16 protein-coding genes and 1 pseudogene are annotated in these 16,748 nt (G+C 70.1%); 10 read left to right on the top strand and 7 right to left on the bottom strand.

What is annotated here, in order from left to right:
• The first annotated feature begins 62 nt into the window (after positions 1-62).
• Positions 63-782 carry an endonuclease III gene (gene nth / locus ACWD3H_RS23335; RefSeq protein WP_451956443.1) on the top strand — a complete coding sequence of 240 codons (720 nt, stop codon included), beginning with the start codon at positions 63-65 and terminating at the stop codon, positions 780-782.
• 118 nt (positions 783-900) lie between these two features.
• Positions 901-1,545 carry an NUDIX hydrolase gene (locus ACWD3H_RS23330; protein ID WP_451956442.1) on the top strand — a complete coding sequence of 215 codons (645 nt, stop codon included), beginning with the start codon at positions 901-903 and terminating at the stop codon, positions 1,543-1,545.
• On the opposite strand, the gene ACWD3H_RS23325 is transcribed toward ACWD3H_RS23330, so the two are convergent.
• Positions 1,495-2,046, bottom strand: a complete 552-nt coding sequence (locus ACWD3H_RS23325) for a HEAT repeat domain-containing protein (protein WP_350958926.1) — start codon at positions 2,044-2,046, stop codon at positions 1,495-1,497. The two genes, ACWD3H_RS23330 and ACWD3H_RS23325, sit on opposite strands and share 51 nt — an antisense overlap.
• A gap of 72 nt (positions 2,047-2,118) precedes the next feature.
• Here ACWD3H_RS23325 and ACWD3H_RS23320 point away from each other — a divergent pair, with 72 nt between their 5' ends.
• Positions 2,119-3,315 (top strand): MarP family serine protease, encoded by a 1,197-nt coding sequence (locus tag ACWD3H_RS23320; RefSeq protein ID WP_355565842.1) that lies wholly within the window; start codon positions 2,119-2,121, stop codon positions 3,313-3,315.
• Here the strand turns inward: ACWD3H_RS23320 and ACWD3H_RS23315 are convergent, their stop codons facing one another.
• The 4 genes from ACWD3H_RS23315 to acs form a co-directional block, all read right to left on the bottom strand.
• The gene (locus ACWD3H_RS23315; RefSeq protein WP_451956441.1) at positions 3,316-3,726 is read right to left on the bottom strand and encodes a DUF309 domain-containing protein; all 411 of its coding nucleotides are present in this window, start codon (positions 3,724-3,726) and stop codon (positions 3,316-3,318) included.
• A gap of 89 nt (positions 3,727-3,815) precedes the next feature.
• Complete coding sequence (locus ACWD3H_RS23310; RefSeq protein ID WP_451956440.1) at positions 3,816-4,739, bottom strand: alpha/beta fold hydrolase; 924 nt, start codon at positions 4,737-4,739, stop codon at positions 3,816-3,818.
• Complete coding sequence (locus tag ACWD3H_RS23305) at positions 4,736-5,203, bottom strand: phage holin family protein (RefSeq protein ID WP_350930157.1); 468 nt, start codon at positions 5,201-5,203, stop codon at positions 4,736-4,738. Before ACWD3H_RS23305 ends, ACWD3H_RS23310 begins: the two co-directional genes overlap by 4 nt.
• Positions 5,204-5,673: 470 nt before the next feature.
• Positions 5,674-7,659: an acetate--CoA ligase gene (gene acs, locus ACWD3H_RS23300; RefSeq protein ID WP_451956439.1), complete on the bottom strand. Its 1,986-nt coding sequence runs from the start codon at positions 7,657-7,659 to the stop codon at positions 5,674-5,676.
• Positions 7,660-7,997: 338 nt separating this feature from the next.
• On the opposite strand from acs, the gene ACWD3H_RS23295 reads away from it, so the two are divergent.
• The 5 genes and pseudogenes from ACWD3H_RS23295 to ACWD3H_RS23275 all read left to right on the top strand — a co-directional run bounded on the left by ACWD3H_RS23295 (position 7,998) and on the right by ACWD3H_RS23275 (position 14,051).
• Entirely contained in the window at positions 7,998-8,771 is a 774-nt protein-coding gene (locus ACWD3H_RS23295; protein ID WP_451956438.1) for an oxidoreductase, read from the top strand.
• Positions 8,772-9,830: 1,059 nt separating this feature from the next.
• Positions 9,831-10,877 (top strand): septum site-determining protein Ssd, encoded by a 1,047-nt coding sequence (gene ssd, locus ACWD3H_RS23290; protein WP_355550673.1) that lies wholly within the window; start codon positions 9,831-9,833, stop codon positions 10,875-10,877.
• Positions 10,874-12,037 (top strand): annotated as a pseudogene (locus tag ACWD3H_RS23285) (TadA family conjugal transfer-associated ATPase); the annotation flags it as partial. The gene ssd and the pseudogene ACWD3H_RS23285, both read left to right, overlap by 4 nt.
• A gap of 356 nt (positions 12,038-12,393) precedes the next feature.
• Entirely contained in the window at positions 12,394-13,098 is a 705-nt protein-coding gene (locus tag ACWD3H_RS23280) for a type II secretion system F family protein (protein WP_451956437.1), read from the top strand.
• Between the two features lie 35 nt (positions 13,099-13,133).
• Positions 13,134-14,051 (top strand): type II secretion system F family protein, encoded by a 918-nt coding sequence (locus tag ACWD3H_RS23275; protein ID WP_451956436.1) that lies wholly within the window; start codon positions 13,134-13,136, stop codon positions 14,049-14,051.
• A gap of 188 nt (positions 14,052-14,239) precedes the next feature.
• On the opposite strand, the gene ACWD3H_RS23270 is transcribed toward ACWD3H_RS23275, so the two are convergent.
• On the bottom strand, positions 14,240-14,836 hold the full coding sequence (locus ACWD3H_RS23270) for a hypothetical protein (protein WP_451956435.1): 597 nt from the start codon (positions 14,834-14,836) through the stop codon (positions 14,240-14,242).
• Positions 14,833-15,468 (bottom strand): HAD family hydrolase, encoded by a 636-nt coding sequence (locus tag ACWD3H_RS23265; RefSeq protein ID WP_451956454.1) that lies wholly within the window; start codon positions 15,466-15,468, stop codon positions 14,833-14,835. The genes ACWD3H_RS23270 and ACWD3H_RS23265 overlap by 4 nt, the downstream gene beginning before the upstream one ends.
• Positions 15,469-16,116: 648 nt before the next feature.
• Between ACWD3H_RS23265 and ACWD3H_RS23260 the strand changes: the two genes are divergently transcribed.
• Both ACWD3H_RS23260 and ACWD3H_RS23255 read left to right on the top strand, forming a co-directional pair.
• Entirely contained in the window at positions 16,117-16,353 is a 237-nt protein-coding gene (locus tag ACWD3H_RS23260; protein ID WP_350958971.1) for a DUF4244 domain-containing protein, read from the top strand.
• Positions 16,350-16,730 (top strand): TadE family type IV pilus minor pilin, encoded by a 381-nt coding sequence (locus ACWD3H_RS23255; RefSeq protein WP_350930264.1) that lies wholly within the window; start codon positions 16,350-16,352, stop codon positions 16,728-16,730. Before ACWD3H_RS23260 ends, ACWD3H_RS23255 begins: the two co-directional genes overlap by 4 nt.
• Positions 16,731-16,748: the final 18 nt, after the last annotated feature.

Below are 16,748 nucleotides of genomic sequence, written 5' to 3'. Positions count from 1 at the left end.
CAGTCATTGTGACCCATCCCACCGAGCGACTCTGCGGGGGGCCTTGAGCGTAGGCTGTCGGAGTGCTCCGCAAAGTCAGCCCCGGTGGTGAATCCCGGCTCGCTCTGGTCCGTCGAGCTCGGCGAATGGACCGAATCCTGGCGGAGGCCTATCCCGACGCCCATTGCGAGCTCGACTTTCGCGACCCTCTCGAGCTGTTGGTCGCGACCATCCTGTCCGCGCAGTGCACGGACAAAAGGGTCAATACGGTCACTCCTGCTCTTTTTGTGAAATATCCCACAGCAGAAGACTACGCCGGTGCGGACCGGGCCGAGTTGGAGGGGATCATCCGGCCCACCGGGTTCTTCCGGGCCAAGGCCAACAGCATCATCGGCATGGCCCAGGCCCTGTGCGAGCGTTTCGGCGGCGAGGTCCCCGGGAGGCTCAATGACCTGGTGACCCTGCCGGGGGTCGGCCGCAAGACCGCCAACGTGGTGCTCGGCAACGCCTTCGGGGTGCCCGGCATCACCGTGGACACCCACTTCCAGCGGCTCGTCCACCGCTTCCACTGGACCTCGGAGACCGACCCGGTGAAGATCGAGCGGGTCGTCGCCGAGCTCATCCCGAAGCGCGACTGGACGATGATGTCCCACCGCCTGATCTGGCACGGTCGCCGCGTCTGCCACGCCCGCACGCCGGCCTGCGGAGTCTGCCCGCTCGCCGCGCTCTGCCCCTCGTACGGCATCGGCCCCACGGATCCCGTCGAGGCCGCCAAGCTGGTGCGCCCCGGCCCCTTCTCGTGATCTTTTCCGCACCGCTGTGGTAAGACCGCCTCGGGGTCCTGGCGGATCCGCTGACATCCCGCCGGTACCGGGAAGCGCGGGGCGGGACGCCGTGTTGCAGAGGACCGGAGGTGTGCCCGTGGAAGAGGTTCCCGGATGGTTGGAAACGCTGGCGGAGCGGGTCGCGGGAACGCCGGTGCCCCCGATGCTGCGCCCGCCGGCGTCCGGCGGGCGGTCGGCTGCGGTGCTGCTGCTCTTTGGTGAGGGGCCACTCGGTCCGGACGTGCTGCTCATCCAGCGGAGCTCGAACGGGCGCACACACGCCGGTCAGCCCGCGTTCCCGGGCGGCGGGGTGGACCCGGAGGACGACGGCCCGATCGCCGCGGCGCTGCGCGAGGCCGCTGAGGAGACCGGTCTCGATCCGACGGGCGTCCGGGTGATCGGGACCATGCCCGAGCTGTACGTGAGCCGCAGTGACAACCGGGTGACCCCGGTGCTGGCCTGGTGGCACACGCCCTGCGTGGTCCACGCGGCCTCGCCGGACGAGGTGGAGTCGGTGGAGCGGATCCCGATCCGCGAGCTCGTCGATCCGGCCAACCGGATCAGGCTGCGCCATCCGAGCGGTTACTCGGGGCCGGCGTTCCGGGTGCGCGGGCTGCTGGTGTGGGGGTTCACCGCGGGAGTGCTCGACACCGTGCTCGGCCGTTCGGGTTTCGAGCTTCCCTGGGATCATTCACGGATCGAGGACATCCCGCCCGACGTCCTCAACCTCGCGTCCCGTTGACAGGGCCAGGCCGAGGCGAGCCCAGTCGGCCACGTCCCCGTCGGGATCGAGGGTCAGCCGTCTCAGCGCGGCCAGGCCCGTCGGGTCGGGTGGGCTGCCCATGATGTTCGGCAGCGCGTAGGCGGCCCCGTACCTGATCCGGGGGTCGGCGTGTTCGGAGAGGGCGATCACCGACGGCAGCGCGCGGCGGTCCCTGAGGTGGCCGAAGGCGATCAACACCGAGTAGAGCACCAGGCAGTCGTCCTCGCCGACGGACAGGGCGCGGAGCACCGGCAGCGTCCGGTCGACGAAGCCGAGTCGTCCCAGGATGTCGACCCCGAGCATCCGCTCGGCCGCGGTCTTTCCCGAGCAGAGTCTCCGTGCCGCGGTGAAGGTCTCCAGATCGCCCCGTTCCTGCAACCGGGTGATCGCGCGCCAGCGGGCCGCGCCCTCCTGATCTCGCTCCCGTAGCGCGGTCTCGATGAGAGACGCCACGGTCGCCGCTCCTTCGATCATCGCCATCCGGCCACGATAACCGCAGAGACCTCGCAGAAGGTGTGCACGCGCGGGGCAGGGGCTGGATACCGTAAGGGAGTGAGCGGTGATCTCCTCGACCTCATCCTGATCGCCCTGATGGTGGCCTTCGCGGTGTCGGGATACCGCCAGGGGTTCATCATCGGGGCCCTGAGCTTTGTCGGTTTTGTCGGTGGTGGCCTGCTGGGCATGTTCATCGCCCCGCCCATCGCCGGAGCGGTGGTCGACGGTGAGACCGAGCGGGCGCTGCTGGCGATCGTCATCGTCTTCCTCGCCGCCACGATCGGTCAGTTCGCGTCGTCGACGATCGGCGCGGTGGTCCGCAGCCATGTCACCTGGGAGCCCGCCAAGGTCGTCGACGCGGTCGGCGGCACCTTCGCGAGCGCCTTCTCGGTGCTGATCATCGCGTGGCTGATCGGCTCGCTGATCACCTCCTCGCAGTTCACGCTGCTCGGGGAGCAGGTCAGCAAGTCCCTGTTGATCAAAACGGTCGACCAGACGATGCCGAAGCTGGCCAGGGACCTGCAGAAGCCCTTCAGGGACTTCATCGACACCTCCGGCTTTCCCAGGGTGTTCGACGGCATAGCGGGTGGCCAGTTCGTCGAGGTCGCGCCACCCGACCGGAGCGTGACGAAGAGCGCGGCGCTCACCCGGGCCCGCCGGGGCATCGTCAAGGTCCAGGGCGTGGCCTCCAGCTGCCGCAAGCACATCGAGGGCACCGGGTTCGTCTACGCCCAGGACAGGATCATGACGAACGCGCACGTGGTCGCCGGGGTCGACCAGGACCTTCAGGTCATCGACCATCTCAACAACGTCCACTCGGCCCAGGTCGTGCTCTACAACCCCGACAGGGACATCGCGATCCTGCGCGTCCCCGATCTGGACCTGCCGATCCTGCGCTTCGACGGCACGGCCAAGAAGGACGACGACGCCATCGTCGCGGGCTTCCCGCACGGCCAGGGTTACACCATGGAGTCGGCCCGGATCAGGGACCGGCAGAAGGCTCAGGGCCCCAACATCTACGAGCACAAGACCGTCAACCGGGATGTCTACTGGATCCGCGGCCTGGTCCGGCAGGGCAACTCCGGCGGGCCGCTGCTCACCCCCGACGGCAGGGTCTACGGCGTCGTCTTCGCGGCGGCCACCGACAGGGCGGAGACCGGCTTCGTGCTGACCGCCGCCGAAGTGGCGCCGGACGCCGAAGACGGCTCCAAGCTGTCCAACCGGGTGAACACCCAGGAGTGCACCCGGAGCTGATCAGGCCGCGGACGTCCCATCCGGTGCGGCCCCCGGATCCGCCCCCTTGGGGGGAACCCGGTGCCGGATCAGGTCTCTGATCACCGCGATGGCCGCTTCGGCGTCCAGGTCGTCCAGCTTTCCGACCGCCACGGCCATCTCCTCGTACGGCGTGCCGTACCGGCTGATCCGGTCGGCGCCCCGGGCGAACAGCGTCGCGGCTCCGCCGCGGTTGCCCCGCTGCAGGTGGGTGAGGCCCACGCAGATCTGCGCCAGCCCCTGCCACAGCTCGCGCTCCTGGGCGGGGGAGTTCTTCCAGCGGCCTTCCAGCACCTCGTGGGCGTGGAACGGGCGTCCCTCGCCGAGCAGCCTGTGAGCCTCGGAGACGGCCTCCTCCGCGCTTGGCGCGTAGTCGTCCGGGATGCGTTCCACGCCCTCCGCGCCGTACGGAAGCGGCCTCCCGAACGCGTCGCGAGGACGCCGGTTGCGCGGTCTCCCGTCGGCGTCCCGGTCCCGCCCGTTCACCGGTCGGGCTCCGGATCGGACAGCCAGGCGACGAGCTCGGCGTCGAACTCCTCCGGGCACTCCTCGTGCGGGAAGTGCCCGGCGCCCTCGATCAGCCGCCACCGGTAGGGGGCGGCCACGTAGCGGCCCGAGCCCTGGGCGGTGCGGGGCAGGACGTGCCGGTCGAACGCGCCGTGCACCTGCAGAGTCGGTACGTTGATCTGGGCGCGCATGGCCCTGGCGTAGCGCCACCCGTCCGGGCGGAGCTGGGAGCGGCCGAACCAGCGGTGGTACTCCAGCGCGCAGTGCGAGACGTTGGGGATGCGGAACGCGTCGCGGTAGGTCTTCGCCACCTCCTCCTGCGGCCAGCCGGGAGCCGACCACTTCTCCAGCAACTGCCCCACCATGGCGCCGGAGTCGGCGGTCAGGCGTCGCTCGGGAAGCAGCGGCAGCTGGAATCCCAGCGCGTAGCGAGCCGCCCTGAACTGGCCGAACGGCTCGGTGAACAGCGCGGCGCGGAGCCGGCGGGGGTGCGGCGCGGAGACGGTGACCAGCCGCAGGACCGCCTTCGGGTCCTTCACGGCCATGGTCCAGGCGAGCAGCCCGCCCCAGTCGTGGCCGACGACGATCGCGGAGCTCTCGCCCAGCGCCCTGACCAGCCCGGCCGCGTCGGCGGCCAGGGTGTACAGGTCATAGCCACGGGGCGGCTTGTCACTGGCGCCGTAGCCACGCAGATCGACGGCGACGGCGCGGTAGCCCGCTGCCGGAAGCGAGACAAGTTGGTTGCGCCAGCTCCACCAGAACTGCGGGAATCCGTGGAGCAGTAGTACGAGGGGGCCCGTACCGGCCTCCACGACGTGGAAGCGGGTGCCTCCGGCATGGACCGAGTGGTGGGTCCACGGACCCTCCAGCCTGACCATGGACTCGTCGGGTCTGCTCACTGGCCCGGTCTCACCGGATCGCGATGGCCGCCCACCTGACCGGCCGTGACCGGAGCGGCGGGAACGGCGTCGACCTCGGCTCCGCTCTTGATGGTCTTGAGTGAGTGCAGGGTCCGCCGCATTCCGGTCAGGCCCTTGAGCCGCCGGATGCCGACGAAGACCAGCAGCCCGGCCACGATCAGATAGAACACGGTGACGATCAGGAAGGCGAGCCAGGTCCACAGGCCCGCGGCGACCAGGCCGTAGGCGATCGCGAACGAGGCGAGGATCAGGCACAGGTGGGCCATGAACGCCGCGGCGCCGAAGAGACCCGCCGCCACGCCGACCCGCTTGGCATCGAACCTGAGCTCTGCCTTGGCCAACTCGATCTCGGCGCGGACCAGTGTGGATATGTGGTCACTGGCCGCGGCGACCAGTGCGCCCAGCGACTCCTCCTGTGGCTCCGCGGGCGGAATATGTGTCATGGACGGTCTCCTATCGAGGGCCTCTGTCAAACATCATGCTGCGCCCTGAGGCGGTCGTGCACGCACACCCGCGGCGGGATCGTCACCGGAGCCGGTGTCGCGAGCACCACTGTGGTTATCGCGCATGTGTCATCGAATATCTGCGTCGTCAAGACATCAGACTTTAGTCCGGCCGTACCGGGTTGGTGAGGTCCCGGCCGTCCGGTGGCGGGAATCCGCACCACCGGGCGTGCCTTCGGGCCGGCCGGACGTGGAGGCCGGGTAGGATCGCCGGCTGGTTCTCCGCCCGCCGTCCTTGATCAGGGCGGCGGCGGGCTGTTTCGGTTCCGGCGCCGGACGACGACACCGGTGGGGAGGTTGTCACGGCCGGGGGCTACCCCGGCGGTGGGTCGGCGAACATCGCGGCGGCGATGGGGGAGCCGGCCCCGGGTGGGCCAGGGGTCCTGGTCCACCCGGGGCCTCCGGTTCGCTCAGTCCTCGCCCTTGGCGCTGGGCAGCTTCTCCGAGATGAGGTTCATCACCGTGCTGTCGGCCAGGGTGGTGACGTCGCCGATGCTGCGGTTCTCCGCCACGTCGCGCAGTAGACGCCGCATGATCTTGCCGGAGCGGGTCTTGGGCAACTCGGGCACCACCAGGATCTGGCGGGGCTTCGCGATCGGGCCCAGTGTCTTGGACACGTGGGCGCGGAGTTCGGCGGCGATGTCCGCACCTTCCACGGCATCGCCGCGCAGGATCACGAACGACACGATGGCCTGCCCGGTCACCGGGTCGGTCGCCCCGACCACGGCCGCCTCCGCGACCTTCGGGTGGGAGACCAGCGCCGACTCGACCTCGGTGGTGGAGATGTTGTGCCCGGAGACGAGCATGACGTCGTCCACCCGGCCGAGCAGCCAGATGTCGCCGTCCTGGTCCCTCTTGGCGCCGTCGCCCGCGAAGTACATGCCCTCGAAGCGGGACCAGTAGGTGTCGATGTAGCGCTGGTCGTCGCCCCAGATCGTGCGGAGCATCGACGGCCACGGGTCGCGGATCGCGAGGTAGCCGCCACCGCCGTTGCCGACGCTTCGGCCCTGGTCGTCGACCACGTCGGCGGTGATGCCCGGCAGCGGGCGCATGGCCGCGCCGGGCTTGCCCTCGGTGACGCCGGGCAGCGGGCTGATCATGATGGCGCCGGTCTCGGTCTGCCACCAGGTGTCGACGACCGGGGTACGGTTGCCGCCGATGTGCTCGCGGTACCAGACGTACGCCTCGGGGTTGATCGGCTCGCCGACGCTGCCCAGGATCCGCAGAGACGACATGTCGTACTTGGCGGGGATGTCGTCGCCCCACTTCATGAACGTGCGGATGGCGGTCGGGGCGGTGTAGAGCAGCGTGACCCCGTACTTCTGCACGATCTCCCAGAACCGGCCGCGGTGCGGGGTGTCCGGAGTGCCCTCGTAGATGACGCTGGTCGCGCCGTTGGCCAGCGGGCCGTACACGATGTAGGAGTGGCCGGTCACCCAGCCGATGTCGGCGGTGCACCAGTAGACGTCGGTGTCGGGCTTGAGGTCGAAGACCGCGTCGTGGGTGTACGCGGCCTGGGTGAGGTAGCCGCCGGTGGTGTGCAGGATGCCCTTGGGCTTACCGGTCGTGCCGCTGGTGTAGAGGATGTAGAGCGGATCCTCGGCATCGTTCGGCAGCGCCTCGTGGACGTCGGACTGCCGGTCCACCACGTCGTGCCACCAGACGTCCTTGTCGGTCTGGCCGACCTCCTGGCCGGTCCGCCTCACGACCAGGACGTGCTCGATGCCGGGGCACTCCGCGACCGCCTCGTCCACGGTCGGCTTGAGCGCGCTGGGCGCGCCGCGACGGTAGCCGCCGTCGGCGGTGACCACGATCTTGGCGTCCGCGTCCTTGATCCGGCCGCTGAGCGCGCTGGAGGAGAACCCGCCGAACACGACCGAGTGGATCGCTCCGATCCGGGCGCAGGCCAGCATCGTGATCGGCAGTTCGGGGATCATCGGCATGTAGATCGCGACCCGGTCACCCTTGCCGACGCCCAGCTCCTGGAGCGCGTTGGCGGCCTTGGAGACCTCGCGCCGCAGGTCGGCGTAGGTGAGTGTGCGGCTGTCGCCCTCGGGCTCACCCTCCCAGTAGTAGGCGACCTTGTCGCCGTGACCGGCCTCCACATGGCGGTCGACGCAGTTGTAGGCGATGTTGAGCTCGCCGCCGACGAACCACTTGGCGAAAGGCGGGTTCCACTCAAGGACACTGTCCCAGCGCTTTGACCAGGTCAGGCGGTCGGCCTGCTTCTCCCAGAAGGCGAGGCGATCCTGCTCGGCCTCCGCATAGGCGTCGGCGGTCACGTTCGCGGCCGCGGCCAGGCCTGCGGGAGGTGCGAACCGCCGGGTCTCGTTCAGCAGGTTCGACAGCGTCTCCTGGGTCTCACGAGACTCGGAACCAGGGGTCTCCGGGGCCACTACGCACTCCTCACGTACTGCTATCGACTGGTCGTGTCCCACTTCACCAGGCCACCGGTGCTCGCCACAAGAGGTCTAGACAGGTCTGTACCAATCGGTGACAAGGCCTCATAGGCCTTCAAAACGCTTGATTTTGCGGAAACGGCCACTCTGGAAATGTTGTGTTTTCGACACCGTAGGAATGTAGACGGCGTTATTCAATGCGTATTGACACGGTGATGCGCCGGACGGTGTCATGCGCTCGGCGAACGGTTCCGCAGCGGTTTTCCCGAGCCGCCGGGGGTGACCCCGCGGCCTGGTCGAGGTCTCGCCGAGCGGCCCCGATAGGGTCGGGCAGCGTGAGCGACCCATTGGCTGTCATCGCAGGAATGCCCGGAGTGTCCGAGGCGGTCACCGACGCGCGCAAGGCCGTCGACCGGCTTTACGGGCACCGCGTACTGCGGCGTAAGAGCCCGGAGGTGTCGGCCAGGTCCGCCCTGCGCGGTGCTCGTGCGTCAGCCGCACTGGAGGGCGTGGACATCCCGCTCGATGTCATCCCCGAGGCCACCGACCCGGTGGTGCAGGGCGCGCTGCGCGTCTCGGCCGAGCTGGGGCGGCTCGGCTCGACCTGGCGCACGGCGCCCCGCCAGGTGCTGGCCAGGCTGCACACGCTCGCCGCCTCCGGGCTCACCAAGGACCTCGGCCGCCCCAGGGCCACGGCCGAGGCGCCCGATCCGCTCGGTCTTGGTGCCGCGCCCGAACCACAGGAGGCGGTGGCGCGGGTGGACGGTCTCGTCCAGCTGGTGACGGCCTCCTCGAAGGCGCCGGCGCTGGTGCTCGCCGCCGTCGTGCACGCGGAGCTGGCGGTGCTGCGCCCGTTCGGGTCGGCGGACGGGCTGGTCGCGCGGGCGGCGGAGCGGCTGACGCTGGTGGAGTTCGGCCTGGACCCGAAATCGCTGGTGGCCGTCGAGGTGGGTCATCTCGAACTCGGCCCGGCCTACGGGGAGGGACTGCGGTCGTACCTGAGCGGTACCCCCGAGGGCGTCGCGGCCTGGGTGCGACACTGCGCGGCGGCGGTCACCCTGGGCGTGCGCGAGGCCACGGCGATCTGCGAGGCCATGCAGCGGGGCTAATCCCGATCCCGGCGGGGACGGCCGGGTGGCTTGGGACGCCGCCCGCGCATACTCGATCACCCGCGGTCATCGATTACGGACACCTGTCCACACGAGCCGACGGCGCCCCTGATAGGGGGCGCCGTCGTCGGCACGTTCCTACCGGGTTACCAAGCGTGCACCTGATAATCGTTGAAACGGGACAAGCCCGCTTCAACGCGCCTCCCGCGGCTGACGGCGCGTGGGTACCCAGCGGTCGTGCCCGGACACATGGTCCGTGCAACCTTTGTACGTCCGATTCGCGCTGATGGGAACCCCTAGGGGCAAAACCTTTGCGGATCGAGGAACATTAATCAGCAGACCCACCCGTGTGCCGTCTTGCGTCGCGCGAGGCCGACCGACGCCGTCCGTGCGGGCGGGGTCGTGCTCCGATGGTGATCACTTAACGTAGTCGCGGTTCGCCCGTGCCGTGAGTGTGCCCGGGTCGGGTGGTATCCGGAGACTGGATCGTTACATTAAAAAAACTACTGGAAAATGAGGATTACTCCTCGACGAAACTTGAGTTGATCGGGCAGCATGAGTTTGTATCTCCCCAAACCGGAGTAACTGCGTACAGGTTGCCACCGCAATCCTTTGCCATGCTCTGGTTGGCCGTTGAAGCTTTCTTCTGAAACGGGACCGGCTCTACCCCCCCAGAGCCGGACCGGTCGGCGACCCCCGTCCTCCCCCCGGCGGGGGTCGCCTCTTTTCCCGGCCGCCACTCCCGCCTCGGCGGCACCGTCCTTCCGGCCCTCTCCGCGGTGGAGGGCTCCTGCCCGGTACGAGGTCCTCTTCGGTGCGGGCTCTCGGTGTGGCGCGTCGGCGCGTGAACGTGTGAGCAGGCCCGTTGAGGTGTTCGTCTTTGCCCGCCTGTCCGAGGTCTTCCGTGCTCGTACGGCTCCTTTCGGGGGCGACCTCCTGGCCGCTGGTTTTCCACAGGCAGGGCCACCCTGGAGCCGGCTGTCCACAGTATGGCGTTCGGTACCTCGGGGATGGGGAGCCTTCGCGGAGGGTGGGGTCCCCGCATCCCAGGAGGCATCAGTGGACCGCCCGCTGGTCATCACCGAAGACCATGATCTGCTCGACGACCTGCTCCGCATCGCCGCCGCGGCCGGAGCCGAGCTTGACGTCGCCCACGCGCCCGCGCACGCCCGACCCTACTGGAACCGTGCTCCGCTGGTCGTCGTCGGTGACGACATGGCAGGCGCGCTGGCCTCGACCGGACCGCCACCTCGTCACCGTGTTCTCCTGGTCACCCGCACCTGCGACGACCCCGACACATGGCGCAGGTGCGTCGCGGTCGGTGCCCAGGCCGTGCTGGAGCTGCCCGCCGCGGAGCGCCGGCTGGTCGACGAGTTCGCAGACGTCGTCGAGCCACCCGCCAAGCCGGGGTTCGTGGTCTGCGTCGCGGGCGGGCGCGGCGGAGCCGGGGCCAGCGTGCTGGCGGGCTCGCTGGCGCTGGCCGCGTCCCGCCGGCGCATCCGCACCCTCCTGATCGACGCCGACCCGCTTGGCGGAGGTCTGGATCTCCTCCTTGGCCAGGAGGAGTCCGACGGAGCGCGCTGGTCGGACCTGGTCGCTCGCGAGGGCAGGGTCAGTTGCACAGCGCTCCAGGCGGCCCTGCCGACCTTCGCGGGGCTGACGCTGCTCTCCTTCAGCCGGGGCGAGGTCGAGCCGATCCCGGCCGAGGCGATGCGCTCGGTCCTCGAAGCGGGGCGCAGGGGCTTCGAGCTGGTGGTCGTCGACCTGCCGCGCCACCTCGACCAGGCCGCGGTGGAGGCGCTCGGCCGTGCCGGTACCACCCTCCTGGTCGTCACCGCCGACGTGCGCGGCGTGCTCGCCGCGGCACAGGTGCTGGCCTCCTTGCGCGAGCACACCGGTGAGGTGCGGGCCGTTGTGCGCAGCGGGGTCCTGAACGACGACGTGGTGACGGGCTCGCTCGGCGTCCCGCACGGCGGTAGCCTCCCCGACCAGCCTCGCCTCGCCGCCGCGCTTGATCGGGGGGACGTTCCCCCACTCGGCCGTCGCACCTCTCTCGGGCGGTTCTGCGCCGCTTTCCTGCACGAGCAGCTCGGGGCGGACAGGTGAAACGGGCCGAGAGCGCGGTGACGGTCTCGCCGGAGCTGGTGGAGGCGGTCCGGGTACGGCTGGCCAGGACGGGAGTCGAGCCCAGTGCCGCGCACGTCGCGGTAGCGCTGCGGGCCGAGCGGGCGATGCTCGGCGACGCGGAGATTCTGGCGGTGGCCCGGGTCCTGTGCGCCGATCTCATCGGAGCGGGTCCACTGGAGCCGTTGCTGGCCGAGGCCCAGGTCACCGACGTGCTGGTGAACGGCCCGCGCGAGGTGTGGGTCGACGACGGGCACGGGCTGCGCCTGACCTCGGTCGTCTTCCCCGGCGAAGACGCGCTCCGGCGGCTCGCGCAGCGGCTCGCCTCCGCCGCGGGCAGACGCCTCGACGACGCCTGCCCCTATGTCGACGCCCGCCTGGCGGGAGGTGTCCGGCTGCACGCCGTCCTGCCGCCCGTGGCGCCCAACGGCACCTGCCTGTCCTTACGACTCCCGCCCCGGCGCACCCTCACCCTTCACGATCTGGTCGAGGCGGGCGCGATCGGGGCGGAAAGCGTCGCCGTTCTCACCGCGGTGATCGAGTCGAGGCTCGCCTTCCTGATCACCGGTGGTACCGGGACCGGCAAGACGACCATGCTGTCGGCCCTGCTCTCCCTGGCGGATCCCGGTGAAAGGCTGCTGCTGGTCGAGGACTCCGCCGAGCTGAGACCACTACATCCCCATGTCGTCCGCCTGGAGGCGCGTCCGGCCAACCTTGAGGGCGCCGGTGGCGTCGGTCTGCGTGACCTCGTCCGTCAGGCCCTGCGAATGCGCCCCGACCGTCTCGTCGTCGGTGAGGTGAGGGGTTCCGAGGTCGTGGACCTCCTGAGTGCGCTGAACACCGGTCATGAGGGAGGCTGCGGCACCCTGCACGCCAACACCGCGACCGATGTGCCACCCCGCCTGGAGGCGCTGGCATGCGCGGCGGGTCTCAGCAGGGAGGCGGTCCACAGCCAGCTCGCCGCGGCCCTGGACGTCGTCATCCACCTCGCCCGCGACCATGCCGACGGGCGCCGCCGGGTCGCCGAGATCTGCATGATGGTCCGCCGCCCCTCGGGACTTGTGGAGGCCGAACCGGCCCTCACCTTCGCCCCGGACGGCCGGATGACTCCCGGCCCCGGCCTGCCCGCCCTCGCGGCCCGAGCACCCGGCATCCCCGCCTCGCCGGCTCCCCGCCGCAGGCCCTACCTGTCACCCCGCCCGCCGCAGTCGTACGGGCCGTCTGAGGCCCCCCAGAGCATGAGCCCTGCACCGGTCACCTCCTACCGGGACACCGCGGCCTCCGAGGCTCTCGGCGGCTCGGGTCCGGACATCCGGGTTCCCGCGCTTCCACGAGAGGCCTCTCCCGACGCCTCGGGTTCCCCAAGCCTTTCGAGCCCGTGTTCCGGTGTCCCCACATCCCCGTCTCGCCGGAAGACGCACCTGGACGTCGCCGGCCGCCCGAGTCCCGGTGAGCCGACGTCCCGAACGGCCCCAAGAACGATGTCACGGCCGGCGTCATGACGGCAGCCGCCCTGGTTCTCGTCACCCTGGCGGCATGGCTGTGGACGGGTGCGGATGCCGGCACCGCCCGCCTGGGCCGCCTGCGCCGTCGCGGCCCGGTCGCCTCGCCCTCTTTGCGGGAGAGGTTCGCCGCTCACTCGCGGCCCTCCCGGCGCGCGGCGGCCTGGCGGATCGCGTCGATCGAGCTCTGTCAGGGCCTCGCCGCCGAACTGGCGGCGGGACGGGCCGCCGGTGACGCGCTGGCGCGGGCCGTGCGGGCGGCGGGGTTTCCCGACCCCGAGGCGCTGCGCCCGCTGGTCGCGGCCGCGAGGGACGGTGGTGACGTACCCGCCGCTTTACTGGCCGTGGCGCCGGAACAGGGAGGCGAGGCCTTCCGAGCCCTGGCCGCCTGCTGGAAGGTGAGCGTGACGGCGGGGGCGGGCCTGGCCGCCCTTGTCGATCGTGTCGCCGCCTCCCTGCGAGAGGCCCAGAGCCATCGCCAGGACGTCGCCGCCCAACTCGCGGGCCCCCGCGCCACGGCCCGCCTGCTGGCAGGTCTGCCCATCCTCGGCCTGCTGATGGCGGCCGGCCTCGGCATGCGCCCGCTGCACTTCCTGTTCGGCGGTCCGGCGGGCGTCGGCTGTCTGGTCGCCGGCCTCGCACTCGACGCCTGTGGCCTGTGGTGGACCCGTTGCCTGGTCGCCCGGGCCCAGCGGGGCTGACGTCCCCGCGGTCCGGTTCGCGAGAAGGAGAGAAAGTGATCGCTCTGCTTGCCGTGGTGCTCGCCGGAATCGCCGTCCGGCTGTGGATCGCCCGGCGTGAACCCGCCGACCGGCTCCGCCGCGCACGGCGCTCAGCACACCTGGCCGGGTTTCCGAAGGTACGGCCAGAGGCCGAAGCACCCACGGTTCTTCCGGCCACGGGGACGGTTCGAGACCCGTTCGCGGGAGCGGCTCGGGACTCGTTTGCGTGGACAGGCCGGGGTCTGTCCACGGGGACGGCTCGGGGTCCGGCCGCGGGAGCGGCCCGTGGCCCGTTCGCCGGGATGGTTCATGATCCGGAGGGAAAGCGGCGGCCGAGCCGGGGTGAGATCACGGCGGCCCTCGCCGTGGGGCTGGCGGCGTTCCTGGCCGTGGGAGGTCTGCCGGGAGCGGTCGTCGGGGCGACAGGTTCCGGGATCGCGCTGGCGGTGCTGCGGCGGCGAGAGTCACCCGAACTGCGCGAGGAACGCAGACGGTTGACGGCGGATCTGCCGCTGGCGGCCGATCTCATGGTCGCCTGCCTGCGCGCGGGCCAGCCGATCACCGGAGCCGTCGACGTCACGGCGGAGGCGATCGCGGGACCACTGGGCGAGAGACTGGCCTGGGTGAGCGGCCAGCTGAGACTGGGAGCCGCACCGGAGAGCGCCTGGCAGGCCCTGGCCTCCGAGCGCTCGCTCGCCCCGCTGGCCCGTGCCATGAGCCGGGCCGCGTCGAGTGGCGCACCGGTGGCCGATGTCCTCACCAGGCTCTCCGACGACTTCCGCCGTGCCGTCCGCGTCGCATCGTCGGCGGCCGCCCAACGGGTCGGCGTCCAGGCAGTCGCTCCCCTGGGGCTCTGTTTCCTGCCCGCGTTCGTCTTCCTGGGCATCATCCCCGTCGTGGCCGGCCTCGCCGGCGAGGTGCTCCTTCCCTGACGACCGTCACCAAGGTCACGGCCATCACGGCGTTATGGTTCTTTCGCACCTCGATGCCGGGTCTTGCTCGATGTAGTGCCCTGGGCCGTGAAGTGTGGCCTCGGTGAGTCGTTCGGCGATCAGCGGGTGGAGCCGGATGGCTGCACGATGTGCGGTGACGGCGCAACCGTACGACCCCTCTGTCGAGGTCATTTCCGGGTGGCGGTGATCAGGTTGCGGGCGCCTTGGTGCAGTAGGTCGGCGGCGACGCGAGCGCCGAGGGTGGCCGGATCGGAGTGGTCGCCCCAGGCGTGTGAGCGCGCGAACTCCGAGCCGTCGCGGTTGAACACCATGCCGAACAGGGCTGTCTTCCCGTCCGGAGTGGTGGAGGCGTGTCCGGCGATCGGGCTGTTGCAGTGGCCGAACAGCATGTGCAGCATGGTCCGCTCGGCAAGGATGTGCCGTGCGGTGGGGACGTGGTTGAGTTCGTCCAGGAGCCGCATGACGGGAGCGTCCGCTTGGCGGGCTTGGATGCCGACGACGCCGGCGCCCACGGGCGGAACCATGGACACGCCTTCGCGGGCGGTGTGGAACTCCAGGGGCAGCACTTCGTGGTGGCGGTCCAGAATGCCGAGGGGGTCGCTGGCGACGCGTGTACCTTGCTCGATCTTCCGAAGCAGGCTGAGGGAGATATGGGCTGCCAGGGCGAGGTCTTCTTGGGTCATGCGGCGTGCGCTGCGGATCGCGGCTATGCGACCTCCGGAGCCTTCGCCAGAGGCTTTGCGGGGCATCTCGGCTCCGTTCATCCAGACAGGGCAGCTGGCAGTTCCGTGATGCTGTCGATCTGCCAATCCACTGCGCTCAGCACAGCCGTGTCGGCGCCCCACAGGTGTCCCCAGGGGCCACGCCGGATCATGCACGTGCGCAGACCGAGAGCTTTCGCGGGGATGATGTCGTTCGCAGGGTGGTCGCCTACGTAGACCGTTTCGTGGGCAGGAGCCTCGGCAAGCCGAACGACCTGGTCGAAGAATCCAGGATCGGGTTTCGCGACGCCCCATTCCTCTGATGTGGCGATCACGTCGGCGGGGATCGACAGCCCTCGCAGAAGATCACCGGCCCTGGCTGTCTGGTTTCCGGCGACGCAGACGCGCAGCCCCATGTCACGCAGGACCTGCAACCCGGGCCGTACGTCGGGGTACAGGTCGCTCTCGTCGAGGTATTCGCCCCGGCCTGCCTCTTCGCGAGCCCGGCGCACCGCGTGCAGGTCGATGCCCGGTCGGAGGAGGCGGACCGCTTCCGCGTTGTCCATGCTCAGCGCTGTCACCGCACCGACCAAGGCGGACAGGGTGTGGCGGGGGACGTTCAGCCAATCCGCAAGAGATCCCCAGTAGCGATCATCGCGGACCAGCGTCTCGCCTATGTCGAACACCACAGTCATGACCACACTTCGGAGGGTAGGCCAGTTCGCTGTCGTGCATCACGTAGCGCGACGGCACTCGCCCGGGAAGCGGACCAAGGATCCTGTGGGCCGTACGGGTTTGCCATCGCGGCTCCTGGGGCTGGGGGTGTGAGAGACGTCCCGAGCATTCGCCTGGATGACATGACCTGTGATTCTTCGCCCGTTTGTGAATGCCGCCAGGTCGAGCGGTCACGTCGGCTGCTTCCTTGGGTTATCCACAGGTTTTTCGTCAAATCTCCGGGTTATCCACAGAAGATTGGTGGGGCCTGTGGACAGTCATCCTGAAATCTCACCATCTAGGGCCTGAAGTGGCCTCCTTCGGTTGGGGGTGTTTCGCGCTTTGGCGTTGTGCCATGTTTTCCCTGGCTGTGGGGAGTCCGACGTTCCTCGCGGAAGGGCGGCGGGCCATCACCGACGAAGGGGGACGGATCATCTTCGCGTTCGTGCGGGGTCATGCCGACCCGCGCGCACTGCCCGGCGCCTGGGCGCGGTATCCCCAATCGAGGGGTTGGCCTACGGAGTTATCCACAGAATGGCGTTCGGGTCTACGGGACCGCAGGCGCATGGAGAACCCTGGCGTGACCGATGCCGGGCGGTGGGTCCGGCGGGGATCTCCAGGAGGAGCAGATGGCTCGAACGAGCGCGCTTCGTGTGCGGCGTGATCGGTTGCGGTGGCTGCGTGCCCGGTGGGCGCTGCTGACCACCGGCGCGCGCTGTGACCGTGGCATGTCCACCGCGGAGTACGCGGTCGGAACGATCGCCGCCTGTGCCTTCGCCGCCCTTCTCTTCAAGGTGGTGACGAGTCCCGACGTCCAACAGATGATCACAACTCTGATCAACCGAGCGCTGACCGTGGCGGGATGACCCTCCCCGTGGCAGCGATCTTCTCCCGTCGGACCAGGGGGTCGGTGACCGCGGAGACGGCCGCGGTGCTGCCCGCCCTCCTGGTCGTGCTGGGAGCCGGGCTGTGGGCGGTGTCAGCGGTCGAGGCGCAGCTGGAGTGCGTGGACGCGGCCCGGGCCGGGGCTCGGGCCGCCTCGCGCGGTGAATCGCTGGAGCGGGTCCGAGGCAGCGTCCTGTCCGTGGCTCCTGCGGGCGCGACCGTCGTGGTGACCCGAAGCGCGGAGATGGCACGGGTGGAGGTGTCGGTGAACGTCAGGCCGCGCTGGGGCGCCTCGCTCCCGGGCGTCACCGTGCACGCGAGTGCCGCCTCCGTCACCGAGCCCGGACTGGAGTGGTAGGCCCGTGACTCCTTCGCT

It is taken from the genome of Streptosporangium sp. NPDC002607, from assembly GCF_053592655.1.
This window is presented reverse-complemented; position numbering and strand designations above follow the sequence as displayed.

Coding starts and splice junctions, on each gene's coding strand:
- ACWD3H_RS23270 (WP_451956435.1), bottom strand. CDS start 14,836: ATGAACGGAGCCGAGATGCCCCGCAAAGCCTCTGGCGAAGGCTCCGGA.
- ACWD3H_RS23265 (WP_451956454.1), bottom strand. CDS start 15,468: ATGACTGTGGTGTTCGACATAGGCGAGACGCTGGTCCGCGATGATCGC.
- ACWD3H_RS23325 (WP_350958926.1), bottom strand. CDS start 2,046: ATGGCGATGATCGAAGGAGCGGCGACCGTGGCGTCTCTCATCGAGACC.
- ACWD3H_RS23255 (WP_350930264.1), top strand. CDS start 16,350: ATGACCCTCCCCGTGGCAGCGATCTTCTCCCGTCGGACCAGGGGGTCG.
- ACWD3H_RS23305 (WP_350930157.1), bottom strand. CDS start 5,203: ATGACACATATTCCGCCCGCGGAGCCACAGGAGGAGTCGCTGGGCGCA.
- ACWD3H_RS23280 (WP_451956437.1), top strand. CDS start 12,394: ATGACGGCAGCCGCCCTGGTTCTCGTCACCCTGGCGGCATGGCTGTGG.
- ACWD3H_RS23260 (WP_350958971.1), top strand. CDS start 16,117: ATGGCTCGAACGAGCGCGCTTCGTGTGCGGCGTGATCGGTTGCGGTGG.